The sequence below is a fragment of the Bartonella sp. P12B genome (assembly GCF_055796185.1).
Genome location: NZ_JBTTDI010000003.1, coordinates 41,075 through 61,849, shown reverse-complemented (window position 1 = coordinate 61,849; position 20,775 = coordinate 41,075). Strand labels below are relative to the sequence as shown.

14 protein-coding genes and 1 tRNA gene are annotated in these 20,775 nt (G+C 37.1%); 7 read left to right on the top strand and 8 right to left on the bottom strand.

Going from position 1 to position 20,775, the window contains the following annotated elements:
• The first annotated feature begins 1,154 nt into the window (after positions 1-1,154).
• The 3 genes from AC0QT1_RS02970 (at position 1,155) to AC0QT1_RS02960 (ending at position 4,704) form a co-directional block, all read left to right on the top strand.
• Positions 1,155-1,229: transfer RNA gene (locus AC0QT1_RS02970), tRNA-Glu, on the top strand.
• A 709-nt stretch (positions 1,230-1,938) separates the two neighbouring features.
• Positions 1,939-3,153, top strand: coding sequence for an NADP-dependent isocitrate dehydrogenase (locus tag AC0QT1_RS02965; protein ID WP_473200555.1), 1,215 nt, complete (start codon positions 1,939-1,941; stop codon positions 3,151-3,153).
• Positions 3,154-3,276: 123 nt separating this feature from the next.
• Positions 3,277-4,704 (top strand): MFS transporter, encoded by a 1,428-nt coding sequence (locus tag AC0QT1_RS02960; RefSeq protein ID WP_473200556.1) that lies wholly within the window; start codon positions 3,277-3,279, stop codon positions 4,702-4,704.
• A gap of 15 nt (positions 4,705-4,719) precedes the next feature.
• Here the strand turns inward: AC0QT1_RS02960 and AC0QT1_RS02955 are convergent, their stop codons facing one another.
• The 7 genes from AC0QT1_RS02955 to ssb form a co-directional block, all read right to left on the bottom strand.
• Entirely contained in the window at positions 4,720-5,928 is a 1,209-nt protein-coding gene (locus tag AC0QT1_RS02955) for an MFS transporter (RefSeq protein ID WP_473201607.1), read from the bottom strand.
• A gap of 716 nt (positions 5,929-6,644) precedes the next feature.
• On the bottom strand, positions 6,645-7,763 hold the full coding sequence (gene tgt / locus AC0QT1_RS02950; RefSeq protein ID WP_473201606.1) for a tRNA guanosine(34) transglycosylase Tgt: 1,119 nt from the start codon (positions 7,761-7,763) through the stop codon (positions 6,645-6,647).
• An 869-nt stretch (positions 7,764-8,632) separates the two neighbouring features.
• Entirely contained in the window at positions 8,633-9,145 is a 513-nt protein-coding gene (locus tag AC0QT1_RS02945; RefSeq protein WP_473200965.1) for a peptidylprolyl isomerase, read from the bottom strand.
• Positions 9,146-9,164: 19 nt separating this feature from the next.
• Positions 9,165-9,758, bottom strand: coding sequence for a peptidylprolyl isomerase (locus tag AC0QT1_RS02940; RefSeq protein WP_473200966.1), 594 nt, complete (start codon positions 9,756-9,758; stop codon positions 9,165-9,167).
• Positions 9,748-10,266, bottom strand: coding sequence for a pantetheine-phosphate adenylyltransferase (gene coaD, locus AC0QT1_RS02935; RefSeq protein ID WP_473200967.1), 519 nt, complete (start codon positions 10,264-10,266; stop codon positions 9,748-9,750). Before coaD ends, AC0QT1_RS02940 begins: the two co-directional genes overlap by 11 nt.
• 24 nt (positions 10,267-10,290) lie before the next feature.
• Positions 10,291-13,071, bottom strand: coding sequence for a DNA gyrase subunit A (gyrA, locus tag AC0QT1_RS02930; protein ID WP_473201605.1), 2,781 nt, complete (start codon positions 13,069-13,071; stop codon positions 10,291-10,293).
• A gap of 239 nt (positions 13,072-13,310) precedes the next feature.
• The gene (gene ssb, locus AC0QT1_RS02925; RefSeq protein WP_473200969.1) at positions 13,311-13,826 is read right to left on the bottom strand and encodes a single-stranded DNA-binding protein; all 516 of its coding nucleotides are present in this window, start codon (positions 13,824-13,826) and stop codon (positions 13,311-13,313) included.
• A 325-nt stretch (positions 13,827-14,151) separates the two neighbouring features.
• Between ssb and uvrA the strand changes: the two genes are divergently transcribed.
• From uvrA to AC0QT1_RS02905, 4 genes are all read left to right on the top strand, one after another.
• Complete coding sequence (gene uvrA, locus AC0QT1_RS02920) at positions 14,152-17,052, top strand: excinuclease ABC subunit UvrA (RefSeq protein ID WP_473201604.1); 2,901 nt, start codon at positions 14,152-14,154, stop codon at positions 17,050-17,052.
• Positions 17,053-17,337: 285 nt separating this feature from the next.
• Complete coding sequence (locus AC0QT1_RS02915) at positions 17,338-17,676, top strand: P-II family nitrogen regulator (protein WP_473200971.1); 339 nt, start codon at positions 17,338-17,340, stop codon at positions 17,674-17,676.
• A 59-nt stretch (positions 17,677-17,735) separates the two neighbouring features.
• Positions 17,736-19,145 (top strand): type I glutamate--ammonia ligase, encoded by a 1,410-nt coding sequence (glnA, locus tag AC0QT1_RS02910; protein WP_473200972.1) that lies wholly within the window; start codon positions 17,736-17,738, stop codon positions 19,143-19,145.
• A 156-nt stretch (positions 19,146-19,301) separates the two neighbouring features.
• Positions 19,302-19,850, top strand: coding sequence for a hypothetical protein (locus AC0QT1_RS02905; protein WP_473200973.1), 549 nt, complete (start codon positions 19,302-19,304; stop codon positions 19,848-19,850).
• 36 nt (positions 19,851-19,886) lie between these two features.
• Here AC0QT1_RS02905 and AC0QT1_RS02900 read toward each other — a convergent pair whose 3' ends face one another.
• Complete coding sequence (locus AC0QT1_RS02900) at positions 19,887-20,669, bottom strand: ATP12 family chaperone protein (protein WP_473200974.1); 783 nt, start codon at positions 20,667-20,669, stop codon at positions 19,887-19,889.
• Between the last annotated feature and the right edge of the window lie 106 nt (positions 20,670-20,775).

The window sequence follows — 20,775 nt, the reverse complement described above, 5'->3', positions numbered from 1 at the left end:
GTATTTCATAACCTCAATAAAATTTTCTATCCATAAAAAAATTATAAATCTCTCATTGCTAATTAGAAAAACTTATCTACCTATACATTGAAAAATATTTTACAAATAAACTACACTATTACAGGCACGCTCACCGAAAATCTTCCAATTTTACAGATGTAAACTATCATAAACAAATAGCTATAAAAATTAAAAACCCCATATAAAATTGCTCTTTTAATCCGACAAATATTGAAAAAACAATATTCTTTCAGCTAAATTCAAGAAAATCGAAGAAATAAATTTGTTAGAGAATAGCTACACATCTCTTATTGCCGATGTATCACTTGAGCTGTAGTAAAGATATCTCCTCTTTAAATCCAAAATTCGTCATACTCCATATAACTACTGATACCTTATATCAAAGTGGGCATCATCAATACCTTAGAATGTCAGTGTATTGCGATTACGCATTCCTGAATCAATCCTCTACATGTATAAAAGCTTTTAAACAAAGAGTTATTTCTATGTATTTGAAAAAGCAAAGAATAAATTTTATTTGTTCCAAAGTTTTATTATTCAATCACATGGAAATAAACATGAGAAAAAGTGATGATTAACTTTATTCTTCTTTGGATATGAGCCAATATTTTGTACCTATGATAGAGATTTTCTTTCATTCAATTAAACAAAATGAATCTATGAGCTCTTGTAAAATGAGGCTTTATATGATTCCGCATCCTTTTTTAGCTTACAATCACTCTGTCTCAAAAAAGAGCAAACTTTATTGAATTTTGTAGTGATTTGTAGTTTTCTCAAAAATCTTGATGATTACTCTCTGAGTTATATAAGCTCTTTGAGGAAATAAAACATTCACCACACACCCAAGAAAGCACCAGCCTATTTAACATACTGATTTTTTATTTTGACCTATTTTTCAAAATGGTAAGTAAAAAAATATCATGGGTTAACTAATACTAACATCAAAATCTTTTATCAAGCATTCTAATCATTCCCTCTATTTTTTCACGCATAACTCCAGAAAGTAAAAGAATCCTGCCGAAAATGATATAAATCTATCGAAAATAATTCAATAAGACATGTTTTTTCAAAAAAATTACGCAAAAGGGCTTGCGAAGTAAAAAGATCCTCTCTATAAGCCTGTTCATTGGTTTGCGCCCATCGTCTAGCGGTTAGGACATCGCCCTTTCACGGCGGAAACAGGGGTTCGATTCCCCTTGGGCGTACCATGTAATATTTTAGTACAAATAACTTATTAATTTAATTTATATTTTTCTAGGTTCGGGGTGCGTAAATAAAGGTTAGGGAATAGGATTTTTAAAATTATCTCTGCGAAGATCGCTCTTACTTTGTAATTATTTTCTTTATTCTAACAGAACTTTATCATAGATGTAGTAAGATGGGGATTCGTAAAATAGAATCTTTTTTAAGAGTTTTATTTCATAATAAGTTAGAGTTTATAATCTATATTAATACATGCATTATTAAATTTTTTGGTGAAATACAGCTTTACCGTTTATAAATTTCTGTTCATTCTAAAAAACTTTAAGATTTTTTTTAAACATGCTGAAAAGCTAGTCTTAAATTTGTTTTATAAACTCTTCTTGATTATGGCTCTGTATCTAATATATTTGATTTTCTCTAAACAAACGGGGCACAGCTGTAGAGCTGAGACAACACAAAAATCTATAGCTTTTTTGATCCATTTACTTATAAAATACAATATCTCTATCTCTGGATAGCTATAACAAACACTAAGATAATATAAATTTATTAAAGCATTAAATGAAATACCTAACAAAAAAAATAAATATTCCCTATATATGCGATATATGCGATAAATTCCACTTCCTCTTTTATCATCCTCGTTTTTACTTTTCATCATAAGTCTGAAAGTGCTATAAAAAATAATATCACTTAAACAAAAAAGGACTTCTAATGGCAAAGATCAAAGTGGAAAACCCCGTTGTTGAAATCGATGGGGATGAAATGACTCGTATCATCTGGAAATATATTAAAGATAAATTGATCCATCCCTATCTCGATATTGAGCTTAAATATTACGATCTTTCCGTCGTAAATCGAGATGCAACCAATGATCAGGTAACTATCGATTCCGCCAATGCTATCAAAAAGTATGGGGTTGGTATAAAATGTGCAACCATCACACCCGATGAAGCACGTGTTAAAGAATTTAGTCTAAAAAAAATGTGGAAATCACCCAATGGTACAATTCGTAATATTTTAGGGGGTGTCATTTTTCGTGAACCTATTGTCTGTAAAAATGTCCCACGCCTCGTTCCTAACTGGACAAAACCGATTATTATTGGGCGCCATGCTTTTGGGGATCAATATAAAGCAACAGATTTTAAATTTCCTAGCAAAGGAAAATTAAGTATTAAATTTGTCGGAGATGATAATCAAATTATCGAACATGATATTTTTGACGCGCCAAGCGCAGGAGTTGCCATGGCTATGTATAATCTTGATGAATCAATTCGAGACTTTGCCCGCGCATCTTTTAATTACGGATTACAACGAAACGTTCCTGTCTATCTTTCAACAAAAAATACTATTTTGAAAGCTTACGATGGCCGTTTTAAAGATATTTTTCAAGAAATATTTGATGCAGAATTTAAAGCTGAATTTGAAAATCGTAAATTATATTACGAACATCGCCTCATTGATGATATGGTTGCTTCTGCGCTTAAATGGTCAGGTGGCTATGTATGGGCATGTAAAAATTATGATGGTGATGTGCAATCTGATATTGTTGCCCAAGGTTTTGGTTCTCTTGGTCTCATGACCTCTGTTCTTATGACACCAGATGGCAAAATTGTTGAAGCAGAAGCGGCACATGGCACAGTCACGCGCCATTATCGTCAGCATCAAAGGGGTGAAGAAACATCAACAAATTCTATTGCATCTATTTTTGCATGGACACGTGGACTAGCACACCGTGCTAAACTAGATAACAACGAGAAATTAAAAAACTTTTCCAAAACATTAGAAGAGGTTTGTATTAAAACCGTTGAAGAAGGTTTTATGACTAAAGATCTCGCACTTTTGATTGGCCCCAAACAAAAATGGCTTTCTACAACAGGTTTTCTTGATAAAATTGATGAAAATCTTAAAAAAGCTATGAGCAATTAAGTTCTCACTTCATTTAAACTCCAAAGCTCTGCGAGAGGAGAGCTTTGAATCTTTTCTTGGCAAATTCAAATAACTGCCTTATAAATATAAAGAGGTTAACTCTTTGACTAAATAGCAAAAACAGTGGAAAAAAAAAGCTGGTCCGCACTTTTGTTGGGTAAAAATGGTATTCGCTTTTTAACGTTTACGGGTGGTGTTGTATTGCACGCTACTAACGTTTATATAGTTATTACAATTTTACCCTCTCTTATGAGTGACCTTGGTGGTGAGCTGTATTATTCTTGGGTTGCAAGCGTTTTCATAACAGCATCACTGCTTGGAACTTCACTTGCAACAAAAATATTAAAAAAAATAGGTCCCAAAAAAGCTTATTTGATCTCTGGATTCATTTTTACTGTTGGTACCTTCATATGTGGTATGGCCTCAACTATGCCATTGTTTTTAATAGGGCGCTTTATTCAGGGATTTGGAAGCGGTTCTTTACTATCTCTATCTTATTCTATAGTGCGTCTTATCTTTAATCCATCTCTATGGCCACATGCCTTGAGTATTATCTCTGGAATGTGGGGAATATCGACCTTGTTAGGACCAGCTATCGGCGGCATTTCTATATATTATGGCGTGTGGAGAGCTTCCTTTTGGATTATTGGCACATTAGCGATAATATTCTCGCTCATAGCTCTTAAAGTTTTACCAAAAGAAAATAAAAGAGAGATTCCAACATCCCCTCTTCCTCTCGTACAACTTTTCATACTCACCTTATTAATTTTTATTATCTCTACTGGTAGTGCTATAAATACCACAATTGCGCAAACCTGCGGATTAATTATCGGTTTGATTCTTTTCTTTGTTCTAGCAAAGATTGAAACATCCACACCTCATCCTATGTTACCACATAAATCCTTCTCCATCTCTTCTGAGTTTTTTCCTGTTTATGCATTGATCCTCATTATGACGACTGTGGTGTATAGCATAGAGCTTTATTTTCCACTTTTCCTTCAAGAGCTTCATGGGCAACCTCCACTTATTGCCGGCTATATAGCGTCACTCATGAGTCTGGGTTGGACATGCGGTTCCCTATCAAGTGCTGGTATATCCGCCAAAAAAGTTCGTAGCATTATCGTATATTCCCCCATATTAAACCTTTTAGGTATAAGTAGTCTTTTATGGCTTATTCCAATGAAAGATTCTACTTCTGAACATATTTTCATCATTTGCTTAGCATTATTTACCATCGGGATTAGTGCAGGTATAGCATGGCCGCATTTGTTAACACGAATCTTACAATGTGCAAACAATGAGAATGCTCTACGTGCTAGTGAGTCCCTTACCTCTGTACAACTCTTTTCAGCTGCATTAAGTGCAACACTTGCAGGAATAATTACAAATTGTGCTGGTCTCTTTAATCCAGGAGGAATAGTAGGGATGATTTCAGCCGCCAGAACCCTTCTTGCAGCACTGATCATCATTTTATTTTGTCTTGGTATTCCATTTGCTCTATACGTTTCTTATCGCATATTAAAAAACCCTATAGGACAATCAAAAAGCTAAACAAAAGAAAAAATGTTAATCATGTTTTTCCATATACCATGAGAAGCAAAAAATCAGTAATCCGCATAAAGTTAAAATACCCCCAACAATAGCGGTATATTCATAACTATAGCCCAATCTCAAAACCCATGCTCCAGATTCTGCTCCAAGAGCATTAGCAATATTAAAAGCAGACTGCATTAATGCTCCTGCCAAAATTTGTCCATGAAGAGAGACATCCATAATCTTTGTTTGTATAGAAGGCATAGCGGCAAAAGAAGTACCAACAAAAAAACATCCTAATGCTGCTGTTAACGGAGTATGTGATAAGAAGAAAAAAAGAAAAAAAACAAACGTGCTCCAAAACATCGAAAAAAATATCAATGGTGAAAGACCTATTTTTACTGCAAATTTAGGTCCAAAAAGATTCCCTATTACCATACCTAATCCAACTAACGGCATAATAAATGGCACAAAATCAAGCGAAACACCAGCAATATGCATTAATGTTGACTTAATATAAGTAAAAACAGAAAATAATCCTGATGCTCCAACAGAAACCATCATCAAAAGAAACCAAACCTGCTTTTGCCGTAATGCACCAAGTTCACGTAGAGGACTTGTTTTTGAACGATCCAAACCAGAAGGTAAAAATTTCCAAACAAGCAAACAACATAATAAAGCAATCGCACCTACAAGAACAAAAGCACTCTGCCAACCAACAAGTTGACCAATCCACGTTGCACTAGGTGCTCCAAAAACAGTCGCAATCGTTAAACCAAGCATAACATACCCGACAGCTTTGGACCGTTCATTCATTTCCACCATTGAAGCTGCAACGAAAGTTGCAAGACCGAAATAGATGCCATGTGGAAGACCACTGATAAACCGCAACGCTACTAATGTGCTAAAATCAGAAAAAAAAGCACTTGTAATATTTGCCAGTGCATAAAAAAACATTAATCCTATCAATACAGCTTTGCGTGATAACTGAGCTGTCGCAACAGCTAAAAGAGGCGCCCCAATCACAACACCCAATGCATAAGCAGAAATATATTGACCCGCTGTAGGAATATCAACAGATGAGCTTCGTGCCATTTCCGGTTGCAAACCCATAGCTACAAATTCTGCAGTACCAATAGCAAAACTCCCCACCGCAAGAGCTAAAATTGCTAAACACCGTGTTCTCAAATCAATTCTTAACGCAAAAATGCTTTCTCTATGAGAATTCCTCATCTTCTTCATTTCTATAGAGTGATACTTTAATCATGAAATTTGTAATATAGCGTATAAATGAACTTAGGACCTTCTTATATTTATGCTTAAAAATTTCCAATGACACAATTCAAACACCTTCCACAACAAAAACAAAAATGCTTTTATTTTTCTTTTGGTGTGACATAAAATATCTCTTTAATAAATAGAATTTGTTTTTTTAGCTGGATACTATCTGCAACATTCTGTAACGTAAATAAAACTTTAGTTATGAAAATATCATTATTAGAATAAAATAAGCCAACACTTTAAAGTGTTAATCTTTTGTGTTTTTCAAATCTTCAATTCAGACAAAAACACCTTTATATTTCCTGCTTAATAAGACGGCCGTTTTTATGACTTCACTGTTTAAGGATAAAAAATACAAATAACCCTATAAAAACGCAATTTTCATACTTCCTTAAAGGTTCGCTAACTCCTCATTAACATTGTTGATCTAAACAGTCATCAGAAACAGAAACAAACTGTTTTTCTCCGGATCAGGTAGTGCGTACCGGAGTAAAAGTTTCGGTTTACTTTTACAGTTACAAAGAAAATATATACCAATAAACTGCACGTTTATTTTAGATCAATACAACTTTATATTTCTAAAAAGCACTTTTAGCTTCATTTTTAGCAAAAGCCTTTAATACAAAACAGATTAAGCAACATGAAAAAAGACAGATGCGTTCATTGCAATCAACGCTTTAGCGTCCTTGCATCCATAAAGCACGTGTTTCAGCACAAAAATCACTATAACATCCTTCTTCAATAGCCTCACGAATTCCTTGCATAAGCTGCTGATAATAAAAGAGATTATTCCAAGTCAATAACATACCACCAAGAGACTCACCGGATTTAATCAAATGATGCAAATAAGCACAGCTATAATCATATGCAGCAGGACAAAGAGACTGTGGATCAAGAGGATGTGGATCCTCTGCATAACGCGCATTACGCAAATTAATTCTACCAAAACGTGTAAAAGCTAAACCATGACGTCCTGCACGGGTTGGCATAACACAATCAAACATATCAATACCACGAGCAACACTTTGTAAAATATCATCAGGCGTTCCCACCCCCATAAGATAACGTGGTTTATCCTCTGGTAAAATTGGACAAGTCACATCCAAAACGGCTGTCATAACACTCTGTGGTTCGCCAACAGCAAGTCCCCCAATAGCATAGCCTTTCAAATCCATCTCTTTTAACGCTTGTGCAGAACGTTCACGCAGTTTCATATTATCACCACCCTGAACAATACCGAACAGTGCTTTGTCTGGCTGATCACCAAAAACTGTTTTACAACGCTCGGCCCACCGCAATGAAAGTTCCATAGCAGCTTCTATTTCTTTTTCACTTGCCGGCAGTGCAATACATTGATCCAACTGCATCTGAATATCAGAATTAAGAAGCCCTTGAATTTCGATAGAACGCTCTGGACTCATCTCATAGTATGCGCCATTAATGTAAGAACGAAAAATAACTTTCTGTTCTGTAATTTTACGAATTCCCGCCAACGACATAACTTGAAATCCGCCAGAATCGGTTAGAATAGGTCCAGACCAACGTGAAAATTCATGTAAGCCTCCTAAACGAGCAACACGCTCTGCTCCAGGACGCAACATTAAATGATAAGTATTGCCCAAAATGATATCTGCACCAAGAGCACGTATCTGATCCATATACATAGCTTTAACAGTGCCTGCCGTTCCAACGGGCATAAATGCGGGTGTACGAACATTCCCACGACCCGTTATAATTTCACCACGACGTGCACACCCATCTTGAGCAATTTTTTTATAATGAAATGTCTTTATCATCACTCTTGTCTTTTTGATTCTACAAACTTATATTGTCCTAAGAAAAGCTATGGCTTTTCTTAGGACATCATCATAGGCTTAATGGATTAATCTTCGATTCTCTTAATATTGTAATCAGCATAAAAGAATTTAACAGAGTAAATGAAATTTTGTTATCAAACAATTATCATAGGTAAAATGATAGTCTCATTTCCCAATAATATTCGATACACCAACAATATACGCGTTATATTTCTACCCACCACAGTTCTAGAGCCGTTGTTCAAAAAATAACGGCCTTATTTTCATGCCGATATAATTCAGTAAAAAATGAGCATTAAGCATTATAAGAGCAGCAAATAACAACAAAATATCTCATCACTCATCACAACTCACCATCGTAACACTTAAACTTTAAGTCTTCCTTCATTAAACAAACTCAGAAGAAATCAACACAGAAACCTTCTCATCTTCTTTTAAACGATTTTCAATACAAAGCATTATTCTAGAGCATTGCCTTCCTAAATCCACTTACATAAAAATATAAAATTCAAAACACAAAGATAAACCATAGAACAACTGCAAAAAGTAATGAACTCTGTATAATTAAAATAATGAAATCAGTCATTCATGCTCTGCTTGTAAGCCAGCAGTACGACCATTAATTATCCAACCTTGAACGTACTCCTATCACCAACAACAGCAAAAAAGCCCTCCAGCAAAACCGATAAAACTTACAGATAACGAAACTTAATGCGAAGAGAACGCATAGGCTTAGAATCCCCTTATGGATTTAAGCTGTAACAGTTGATCTTTATCATATTTGAGACAACAATCAGACTGGAATATCTTCACTTAAGGCTCTTAAAATTGAAATCGATATAATTATATTATTTCGTATCGGCAGCAATTGTAGCTTTAAGAATTATATCAGGCTCTATAACAGGCTCACCACGCTTAATTTTATCGACATTTTCCATACCTTCAATCACTTGTCCCCATATAGAATATTGGCGATCAAGCCAAGGAGCATCAGCAAAGCAAATAAAAAACTGTGAATTAGCAGAATTTGGATTCTGGCTACGTGCCATAGAAACTGTACCACGCTTATGAGAAAGATTTGAAAACTCTGCTGTCAAATTAGGTTTCGCTGAACTTCCCATACCCGCACGTGATAAATTAAATTCTGTCCCATCCTTTTTTCCAAATTGTACATCCCCCGTTTGAGCCATAAAACCATCAATAACGCGATGAAAAATAACATTATCATAAGCACCTTCACGGACAAGTTCTTTAATACGTGCAACGTGCCCAGGTGCTAAATCAGCAAAAAGCCCAATAAAAACTTTCCCCTTTGTTGTTTCAAGAATTAAGGTATTTTCTAAATCTCTCATTTCGGACATATGGCTAAACTCCTTTGTCTTATCTATCAGCTTGTAAAGTAGCAGCATTAATAACATCAGGATTTTTTACCGATCCATTATTACTTCTGGTGCCTTTTTTAATTTGATCAACAACGTCCATACCTTTTATAACCTCTCCAACAACAGTATACTGACCGTTCAAAAAAGGAGCATCATCAAAACAAATAAAGAATTGAGAATTCGCGGAATTTTGATCTTGTGCACGCGCCATTCCAACGGTCCCACGCTTAAATGGCTGACTTGAAAATTCTGCTGGTACATTGGGATAATTTGAGGCGCCTCTCCCAACGCGTTTAGCATCAAAGTCTGCACTCCCCTTTTTTCCAAATTGAACATCACCAGTTTGTGCCATAAAACCTGGAATAACACGGTGAAAGACAACATTATTGTATGCACCTTCCTTTGTTAACCTTTTGATTTGTAAAACGTGTTTAGGTGCAAGATCAGGACGCAGACGAATAATCACATCACCATTTTTAAGAGATAAAATAAGAACATTTGCATCATCGGTTATGTTAGAATCTCTCGCGACAGCACTCAACGAAAAAAAACAAAAAAGACATGTCAAAAGAGCAAAAACTCTAAGATACATAATCATATTCCTTTGAAGATTGAAATTTTAAGCGCAAAGCTTTTGCAATATTTGCAGGCACGAAGGACGCCACATCGCCTCCCATAGAAGCAACTTGACGCACCAATGTAGAAGTAATGACGCGTCCAGAAACGCTTGCCGGCAAAAAAACTGTTTGCAATTCAGGAGCCATGAAAGCATTCATCCCCGCCATTTGCATTTCATAATCAAGGTCAGTACCATCACGTAATCCGCGAATAAGAAATGAAGCACCAATTTCTCGAGCCTTATCAATTAAAAGAGCATCAAATGAGAGAACCTGCAACCGATCAGGACCTACATTTAACAAATCTTTCCCTACCTCAGTAATTAAATCAACCCGCTCTTCAAAACTAAAAAGTGGTTTTTTTTTAGCCTGCACACCTATAGCTACAATCACCTTATCAGCCAAAATGAAACTGCCCCGCAAAACATCAAGATGACCATTTGTAAGAGGATCAAAGGAACCAGCATAAAGAGCAATTTTCATCGTTTCACTTCGCCCCCTTAAGAACTATTTTTCTGTGCTCACACCAACTGTATCAGGAGATTTCTCAGCTGCACCATCTAATTGGTTATCATCATCTTCAGATTCAGAAATACGTTCAACCGATACGACTTTTTCACCCTCAGCTGTATTGAAGATTGTGACCCCTTTCGTCGAACGGCCAGCTATACGAATCCCCTCCACAGGAACACGAATGAGCTGCCCACCGTCTGAGACCAACATAATTTGATCTTGCGCTTTCACCGGAAAAGCCGCTATTAATTTACCAATTCCAGCTGTTTTAGAAGGATCTGTTGCACGAATCCCTTTTCCACCGCGTCCAGAAACTCGAAATTCATATGAGGAAGATCGTTTTCCATAACCAAACTCACTCACTGTTAAAAGCATTTGTTCGCGCGCATTAAGTTCTGCATAGCGCTCGTCTGTTAACTCCGTTTCATTTCCCTCATCTTCTTCATCAAGAGTTACAATATCTTCAGCATCGGCACCAGCAGCACGCCGTTCACTCACCACCCGTTTAATGTAAGCAGAACGTTCGAACGAGGTCGCCTCAACATGCTCTAAGATCGTCATCGAAATAACCTTATCACCATCAGCCAAATTAATACCACGAACCCCCACCGAATTACGTCCTACAAAAACACGAACATCAACAACTGGAAAACGAATACATTGTCCATTAGCCGTTGTTAAAACAACATCATCATGTTCTGTACAAGTCTCGACAGAAAGAATCTCATCTCCTTCTTCATCAAGCTTCATAGCAATTTTGCCATTCCGATTAACCTGAACAAAATCTGATAATTTATTACGACGGACAGTTCCACGCGTCGTTGCAAACATAATGTCTAATGTACTCCAATGCGCTTCATCTTCTGGCAAAGGCATAATCGTTGTTATGCGCTCACCCTGCTGTAAAGGAAGCAGATTAATAAGCGCACGCCCACGCGATTGCGGCGTACCAAGGGGTAAACGCCAAACTTTTTCCTTGTAAACAATTCCACGCGATGAAAAGAAAAGAACTGGTGTATGGGTATTAACAACAAATAATCGCGTTACAAAATCCTCATCCTTGGTAGACATACCAGAACGTCCTTTACCACCGCGGCGCTGCGCACGATATGTATTGAGAGGCACACGCTTAATATAGCCACCATGACTAACTGTTACCACCATATCTTCTGGAGCAATCAGATCTTCACTATCCATCTCAGCGCTCCCAAAGCCAAAGATAGTCCGTCGTGGTGTTGCAAACTCCTCACGAAGAGCTCTTAATTCCTCCTTAACAATCCCCATGATACGTGAACGAGATGCCAAAATATCGAGATAATCGGTAATATCCACACCAATTTTATTCAATTCATCTGCAATTTCATCACGTCCAAGTGCCGTTAATCTTTGCAAACGCAATTCTAAAATAGCACGCGCCTGTTCTTCAGATAAATTATAAGTACCATCATCATGAATAATATGACGAGGATCATCAATAAGTTTAATTAAAGGTGCCACATCAAAAGCTGGCCAGCGCCGCTCCATTAATTGTGTACGCGCTGTCTGTGGATCAGGAGCTTTACGAATGAGCGCTATAATTTCATCAATATTGGCAACAGCAAGCGCAAGACCAACCAAAACATGGGCACGCTCACGCGCTTTACGCAAAAGATATTTTGTTCGCCGACTTACAACGTCTTCTCGGAAAGAAACAAATGCACGAAGCATATCAAGCAACGTCATTTGTTCAGGTTTTCCTCCATTCAACGCAACCATATTACAACCAAAGGAAGTTTGCAGGGGCGTATAACGATATAATTGATTCAAAACGATCTCTGCTACAACATCCTTCTTAAGCTCGATAACAACGCGATAGCCATCACGATCAGACTCATCACGCAAATCGGAAATTCCTTCGATACGTTTATCACGCACCAATTCAGCCATTTTTTCAATCATGGTTGCTTTATTAACCTGATAAGGTATTTCACTTACAATAATTGCTTGCCGACCATTGCGAATTTCTTCAATATCAACCTTAGCACGCATAATAACCGAACCGCGACCTGTTTCATAAGCTGAACGAATACCGGAATGGCCAAGAATAATACCACCGGTAGGAAAATCAGGACCAGGGATAATTTGGATGATCTCATCAAGTGTTATGTCTGGATTATCAATCAAGGCGATACAACCATCAACAACTTCTCCAAGATTATGGGGCGGAATATTGGTTGCCATTCCCACGGCAATACCACCTGATCCGTTAACCAAAAGATTAGGAAAACGCGCCGGTAAAACGACGGGTTCACGCTCACGCCCATCATAATTATCCTGAAAATCAACGGTATCTTTATCAATATCAGCTAAAAGTTCTTCGGAAACTTTTTCTAAACGACATTCTGTATAACGCATTGCTGCAGGCGGATCACCATCAACAGAACCAAAATTTCCTTGCCCATCAATCAATGGATTTCGCAAAGAAAAGTCCTGTGCCATACGCACCAATGCATCATAAATCGAAGCATCACCATGAGGATGGAATTTCCCCATAACCTCACCAACAACACCGGCAGATTTGCGATAAGACTTGTTGAAAGAAAGCCCCATCTCATTCATAGCATGAAGAATCCGCCGATGAACGGGCTTCAGTCCATCACGGACATCAGGAAGTGCACGGGAAACAATCACGCTCATCGCATAATCGAGATAAGAGCGTTGCATTTCATCAATAATGCTGATGGGCTCTATGCCGGTTAGCACATCACGTTCTTGTAGTGGAGTAAGATCGGTCACAGCTTCAAGACTTTCAAATAAAGAATCACTTTACCCTTTTATAGCGAAAAAAGCGCCAAAATGCTAATTCCTCTCCCGCAACAAAGGTAGAAATTTAACAATAATTTTCAACATGTTATTTATTTGTATTAAAAATTACGGATAAAAGATACAAGATCTCGCTTCTTTAAACTTTAAAAAACTAAAACAAATAACTGAAAAGAAACAAACGAAGAAAAAACAACACTGTTGGAGAGCCCTCAAAAAGGAACATCATCATCTAATTTGTGCGAAAAGTCTTCTCTTGCTTGATTATTGTTTTGACCAAAATTGTCCCTCTGACCCGAGCTACTGTCACCAAAACTACCACTACCATAATTTCCGCTCGACTGATTTGCTCCTTGCATTTGCTCTCCACCAGCACCACGCCCATCAAGCATTTGCAATTCACCACGATATTTTTGCAAAACAACCTCTGTTGTATAGCGATCATTGCCATTTTGATCTTGCCATTTGCGTGTTTGCAACTGACCTTCAATATAGATTTTGCTCCCTTTTTTTAAATATTGCTCCACAATTCTGATAAGGTTTTCGTTAAAAATAACGATACTATGCCACTCTGTGCGTTCCTTACGCTCATTTGTATTACGATCACGCCAACTTTCTGAAGTAGCAATACGCAAATTCGCCACTTGATCACCAGAATTCAAACGGCGAATTTCAGGATCTGCACCAAGATTACCAATCAAAATAACTTTATTAAGGCTACCAGCCATTGCATGAACTCCAAAATCTTAATTTGCAAAACAATCTTTGTTGTATAGCAGTCATTACCACCTTTTCATTTGCATATCTGCAATTGACCTTCAATGTAGACTTTGCTATCCTTCTTAAAAGGTTACATTTTATGATTATAACAAAAGATAACAATCACGCATAGTTTATTCCATCATTCAGAGAATAAAAAATTGTTCTTTATATTTTTCTTTCCACAAGACAAGTCTGCTTTATCTTTGTTAAGCAATGAAATGCATTGTAATTCCAGAAAACAGTTTTATTCTATTTTAGATGCTCAATTTTTGTATATGCTAAGGATAAAACATGACTCATCAAAAATACATATCCATTCGCGGCGCGCGTGAGCATAATCTTAAGAATATTGATCTTGATCTTCCGCGGGACAAACTGATTGTTATCACTGGGCTTTCTGGGTCAGGAAAATCATCTTTAGCTTTTGATACAATTTATGCTGAAGGTCAACGGCGTTATGTTGAAAGTCTCTCTGCCTACGCGCGTCAATTTCTGGAAGTTATGCAAAAACCAGACGTCGACCGCATAGATGGTCTTTCTCCAGCGATATCTATTGAACAAAAAACAACCAGTCGCAACCCTCGCTCAACGGTAGGAACCGTCACTGAAATCCACGATTACATGCGCCTTCTCTTCGCACGTATTGGCGTTCCTCATTCTCCTGCTACAGGACTTCCTATTGAAAGCCAAACGGTAAGCCAAATGGTTGATCAAATTATGTCCTTACCAGAAGGTACACGAATTTTCATTATGGCACCTCTCGTCCGAGGACGAAAGGGAGAATATAAAAAAGAACTGACAGAACTTTTAAAAAAAGGATTTCAACGTGCTAAAGTTGATGGAAAATTTTATGAAATTCCTGATATTCCTCCTCTCGATAAAAAATATAAACATGATATAGATGTCGTAGTAGATCGCATTGTCGTGCGTGATGATATTACCTCTCGCCTAGCTGACAGTATAGAAACCTGTTTACGACTAGCAGATGGAATTGCAGTTGCTGAAATGGCTGACCAGCCCTTAGCACAAAACGAAACCTCAAAAGAATCTGCTCATAAATCGAAAAATGAAACACACAAACGGCTTATCTTTTCAGAAAAGTTTTCCTGTCCCATCTCTGGATTTTCTATCCCCGAAATTGAACCACGTTTATTTTCATTCAACAATCCTTTTGGTGCTTGTCCTCTTTGCGACGGACTTGGTATCAAAAAAGCTGTAGATCCGATAAAAATCATACCAAATAAAAATCTTGCCTTAAAAGATGGTGCAATTGCTCCTTGGTCTAAATTATCTTCATTATACTATAGCCAAACCTTAGAAGCATTAGGCAAAGTTTACGGATTTAAACTTACGGATCAATGGTGTGTACTCTCAAATGAGGCACAACACGCTATTCTCTATGGTACAAAAAACAAAGAAATCTCCTTTATTTATAAAAATGATTCAGGATCATATAAAAGGATTCAACACTTTGAAGGGATTATCCCCAATATGGAGCGACGATGGAAAGAAACCGATTCTCCATGGTCCCGTGAAGAAATCGAACGTTATATGTCTTCTTCAGCTTGTCCAGCTTGTCATGGCTATCGTCTAAAACCAGAAGCGTTAGCTGTAAAAATCCACGGAATGCATATTGGGCAAATATCAGAACTTTCCATTTCAAAAGCAGATGATTGGTTTGCTCATATTCATCAACATCTGACCGAAAAACAACGTAACATCGCAGTGCGTATTTTAAAAGAAATTCGTGAACGCTTAGCTTTTTTAAATCATGTAGGACTGGAATATCTTACCTTATCTCGAAATTCAGGCACTCTTTCAGGGGGTGAAAGTCAACGTATTCGATTAGCATCCCAAATTGGATCTGGACTTACAGGCGTCCTTTATATTTTAGATGAACCCTCTATTGGTTTACACCAACGCGATAATGAACGTCTTCTGAAAATGCTGCACCATCTGCGTAATCTTGGTAATACAGTTATTGTTGTTGAACATGATGAAGATGCCATTCTTACTGCAGATCATGTCGTTGATATGGGCCCTGCCGCAGGCGTTCATGGAGGAGAAATTATAGCGCAAGGTACACCACAGGAAATTATAGAAAATGTATCTTCTCTCACAGGACAATATCTTTCAGGGAAAATGGCTATTCCACTACCTGCTCAACGACGTAAAATAGCAAAGTCGAAAAAACTTAAAATCATCGGAGCTCGAGGGAATAACCTCAAAAATATTAGTGCTGATATCCCTCTTGGAACCTTCACATGCATAACTGGTGTCTCAGGCGGAGGAAAATCAACATTCCTTATTGAAACTCTTTTTAAAGCTGCATCACACCATATCATGGGAAGTTATCATAGCCCCGCAAGCTATGACAAAATTGAGGGATTAGAGTTTCTTGACAAGGTCATTGATATCAACCAAGCGCCTATTGGACGCACCCCACGCTCTAATCCAGCAACCTATACAGGCGCATTTACGCCAATCCGCGAATGGTTTGCCGAACTTCCAGAATCAAAAGCCCGTGGTTATCAAGCAGGACGTTTTTCATTTAATGTCAAAGGAGGACGGTGTGAAGCATGTCAAGGGGATGGAGTCATCAAAATTGAAATGCACTTTCTCCCTGATGTTTACGTTACTTGCGATGTCTGCCAAGGAAAACGTTATAATAGAGAAACACTTGAAGTAAAATTCAAAGAGCAGTCTATCGCTGATATTTTGGATATGACGATCGAAAGGGCTGAAGAATTTTTTCAAGCTGTTCCTACCATTCACAACAAAATAAAAACCCTCAGTAAAGTTGGTCTTGGCTATATCAAATTAGGACAACAAGCTACAACACTTTCTGGTGGTGAAGCTCAACGTGTAAAACTTGCTAAAGAACTTTCACGCAAAACAACAGGGCGTACATTGTATATTTTGGATGAACCAACAACGGGTTTACATTTTCATGATATTTCTAAACTCCTCGAAGTTCTGCATGAACTCGTCGAACAAGGCAATACAGTTGTCGTGATTGAACATAATCTTGAAGTTATAAAAACAGCCGACTGGATTATTGATTTAGGACCAGAGGGTGGAGACCGTGGTGGTGAAATCGTTGCAGTTGGACGTCCTGAAGATATTATTCAGATTCAAGCTTCTTATACGGGAAAATTTCTGAAAGAAATTTTACTGCGCCAACCTTTATAGGACTCCTTCTAACACTGCTCCTCTTATAAAAAATATGTGGCATAATAAAGAACCAAATATCTCTTATATTATTGTATTATTTTTACTCTCTAACAAGCTTTATAGACTTTTTTCAAAGAACGACAACCTTCCATTTTATACCACAAATGAAACTTTTCCAAACAAGACATAAAATGAAATAATTTTTGACTTTCTGTGCACAAAGTATCTGTTGGACATCTTATAGTTGTCAATATAATGTGATGCAGTCTAAAAAGACCAAATAACGTTGGAGATAATTTCAGCATGAAAAAAATTGAAGCCATTATAAAACCCTTCAAACTTGATGAAGTGAAAGAAGCGCTTCAAAAAATTGGATTACATGGTATTACAGTTACAGAAGCTAAAGGTTTTGGTCGTCAAAAAGAACATACAGAACTTTATCGTGGTGCCCAATATGTTGTTGATTTTCTACCTAAAGTAAAAATTGAAATTGTTGTTGCCGATGAAAAGTTGGAGCAAACCGTTGACGCAATACGTAAAGCAGCTCAAACAAAACATATCGGCGATGGGAAAATATTTGTTTTTTCCATTGATGATGCCATTCGTATAGGTACTGACGAATCCGGAATCGATGCCCTTTAATAAATGATAACAAATTTTACCTTTTTTATTCACCTCAATCCCACATAAGGAAATTGGATATGACAACCGCATCAGACATTATCAAACAAATTACAGATAACGAAATTCGTTTTGTCGATTTACGTTTTACCGATCCGCGTGGAAAGTTGCATCACGTCACAATGGATATCGCAGAAATCAGTGAAGATACATTTAGCGATGGTGTTATGTTTGATGGTTCTTCAATTTCCGGATGGAAAACAATTAATGAATCGGACATGGTCTTAATGCCAGATCCAGAAACAGCACATATTGATCCTTTTTTTGCACAATCCACTTTAGTCCTCTTTTGTGATGTGCTTGATCCTGTTTCTGGAGAATTTTATCGTAGAGACCCTCGTTCTATCGCCAAAAGAGCTGAAGTATATATGAAATCTTTAGGAATTGGCGATACAATCAATATAGGTCCAGAAGCGGAATTTTTTATCTTTGATGATGTACGCTATAAAACGGATCCCTATAATACTGGATTTAAACTGGATTCAAGTGAATTTCCCTCCAATGATGATACGGAATATGAGATGGGAAATCTTGGCCATCGTCCACGAATGAAGGGTGGTTATCTTCCTGTTCCCCCACTCGATTCTTGCCAAGACATGCGCTCTGAAATGCTCACGGCACTCAAAGATATGGGCGTTCGTGTTGAGAAGCATCATCACGAAGTGGCAGCAGGACAGCATGAATTAGGTATTCGCTTTGATACGCTTGTTCGTGAAGCCGACAAGATGCAAATTTTTAAATATGTTGTTCATCAAACAGCAAACAGCTATGGAAAAACAGCAACTTTCATGCCAAAACCAGTTTTTGGTGATAATGGCTCAGGCATGCATGTTCACATGTCTATTTGGAAAGATGGTAAACCAATTTTTGCAGGGAATGAATATGCTGGACTATCAGAAACCTGCTTATTTTTTATAGGTGGTGTCATTAAGCACGCAAAAGCAATTAACGCTTTTACCAATCCATCAACAAACTCCTATAAGCGTTTAGTGCCTGGTTATGAAGCGCCTGTTCTTCTTGCTTATTCTGCACGCAATCGTTCTGCATCTTGCCGAATTCCAATGAGTCATTCGCCAAATTCAAAACGTGTAGAAGTGCGTTTTCCAGATCCAACAGCAAATCCTTATTTAGCATTTGCAGCACTCTTAATGGCTGGTCTTGATGGAATCAAAAATAAAATTCATCCTGGACAGGCTATGGATAAAGATCTTTATGATCTTCCCTTAAAAGAGCTCAAAGAAGTTCCTACAGTTTCAGGAAGTCTACGCGAAGCACTTGAAGCACTTGATAAAGATCGTAGCTTTTTGAAAGCTGGCGATGTTTTTGACGATGATCAAATTAATTCTTTCATTCAAATAAAAATGCAAGAAGTTTTGCGTTATGAAACAACGCCTCATCCTGTCGAATTCGATATGTATTATTCTGTTTAAAGAATAATCAGTTATTCTTTTGACTAAAAATGAAGGATTCATCCTTCATTTTTGTGGATATTCTCCTCATCAGAAAACACAACTGGCTTTTTGCTTCTGTACTTTTCCTTTATAAGTCTAACTTGAATTCATTCAAATCAATTAATAAGGTTTCTAATGCGACGAATTTATCTCCTCTTTCCCATTTTTTTATGCATTGCCTTTATGATCTCTACAACTCAAGCTTCTAAAATTACAAATCAAAGACTTATAGACCTTGAAAAAGCAGCTTTTGCTTACAGCAAAGCAATTCAAAATGCTGATGCGAATGCTATCTTAAACGCAATTCCTCCCCAAATCATCAATAGCTTAACTGCCAAGAAAAATTTCAGTAAATCACAATTCCAACAAATCATGAGAAGCCAAATAGAACGGTTGGCAGAAAATTATAAAATTGAGAGTATTCACATCGACCAAAAACAAAAACGTGAAGGAGAACTTGATAATGGTATCCCTTATTTTGTTATACCTGTAGAATTTGTCACCACAACAAATTCTGGAAAAAAGTGCGCTATTCAAACTGAGGTTATTGCACTTCTTGACAACAACCATTGGTATTTTATTCGTGGTAATGATGAAGCAATCTTAAACATTACCAATGAAGCATTCCCAGGACTGGAAAAAATAAAAGTCAATCCCCAGAAAATTACAAAATACTCTGATTAAGAAAAATGGTGCGTATAAATAAAAGAAAACTTTTTCTTACAAACAAGTTGTCATGACTGTGACAGCAGCATTAAATTCGACTTTCTTATCAACACGACGCGCCATTGCTTCTTCATCAACGCCCCATTGTTCTATCATCCAATCTTCATCTAAATGAGCAATATTCCAAGCATGATCTGCATCAATTTTTCTCTCCACAACAGCAAAAGCAATAAGAGCTGACCCTGTTAAAGTTGTCATCATATGAAGTGCGGCAAGCATATAAGGAGAAACGAATTTACGGAGATAATTGCTAACCGCTTGAATAGCTTCCCGTGGTTGTTCAATATGCATAAGCCCTTCGGTCAAATGAAATCGTGCACCAAGTTTTTCTTCTACCCAATCCAATAAAGGATCCCACTGTTCACATTGCCGCTGTACCAACTCTTTTGGTGTTTGAGCACGATAAAAGATCATATCGCAGGCAACAAAACGCAATAAGCCTTCAAAAACAACCTGCATATCATCAGCTATACCATCAATAACAGTGTTAACAAGACGCGTCATTGGCATTTTTGCTGGATTAATAACTTGCTTTTGGCTTTCAAATTCCTCTGCCACTAATGTAGCGAACTCTTCTGTTGGTACAAAAAAAGGACGTTTTGCTGGTGTTTTCACTGGATATTCATCCAACCAGATAGAAAAACCTCCTTCTTCAGACAAAATCTTCACTTGCCTATAAAATCGTTTGGATAGTGGTTGGCATGAAAGTTTTTGAAACTTCTCAACAGAATGATTTTTATTCAAAGGTATATCAAAATGATTCAAAATTTCACGCATATTGTTTTACTTCCGTTATTTTTAATAGATTTACTGATTTTTCTAAATTTTATGTCCCACAATAAGATTTAATTGACTCCTCTTCCCCCTAAAGAAAAAACACTCA

Bases quoted from the DNA above. Each gene is read 5' to 3' on its own strand.
- AC0QT1_RS02965 (WP_473200555.1), top strand. From the start codon at position 1,939: ATGGCAAAGATCAAAGTGGAAAACCCCGTTGTTGAAATCGATGGGGAT.
- AC0QT1_RS02955 (WP_473201607.1), bottom strand. From the start codon at position 5,928: ATGAAGAAGATGAGGAATTCTCATAGAGAAAGCATTTTTGCGTTAAGA.
- tgt (WP_473201606.1), bottom strand. From the start codon at position 7,763: ATGATAAAGACATTTCATTATAAAAAAATTGCTCAAGATGGGTGTGCA.
- AC0QT1_RS02945 (WP_473200965.1), bottom strand. From the start codon at position 9,145: ATGTCCGAAATGAGAGATTTAGAAAATACCTTAATTCTTGAAACAACA.
- AC0QT1_RS02940 (WP_473200966.1), bottom strand. From the start codon at position 9,758: ATGTATCTTAGAGTTTTTGCTCTTTTGACATGTCTTTTTTGTTTTTTT.
- coaD (WP_473200967.1), bottom strand. From the start codon at position 10,266: ATGAAAATTGCTCTTTATGCTGGTTCCTTTGATCCTCTTACAAATGGT.
- ssb (WP_473200969.1), bottom strand. From the start codon at position 13,826: ATGGCTGGTAGCCTTAATAAAGTTATTTTGATTGGTAATCTTGGTGCA.
- uvrA (WP_473201604.1), top strand. From the start codon at position 14,152: ATGACTCATCAAAAATACATATCCATTCGCGGCGCGCGTGAGCATAAT.
- AC0QT1_RS02915 (WP_473200971.1), top strand. From the start codon at position 17,338: ATGAAAAAAATTGAAGCCATTATAAAACCCTTCAAACTTGATGAAGTG.
- glnA (WP_473200972.1), top strand. From the start codon at position 17,736: ATGACAACCGCATCAGACATTATCAAACAAATTACAGATAACGAAATT.
- AC0QT1_RS02905 (WP_473200973.1), top strand. From the start codon at position 19,302: ATGCGACGAATTTATCTCCTCTTTCCCATTTTTTTATGCATTGCCTTT.
- AC0QT1_RS02900 (WP_473200974.1), bottom strand. From the start codon at position 20,669: ATGCGTGAAATTTTGAATCATTTTGATATACCTTTGAATAAAAATCAT.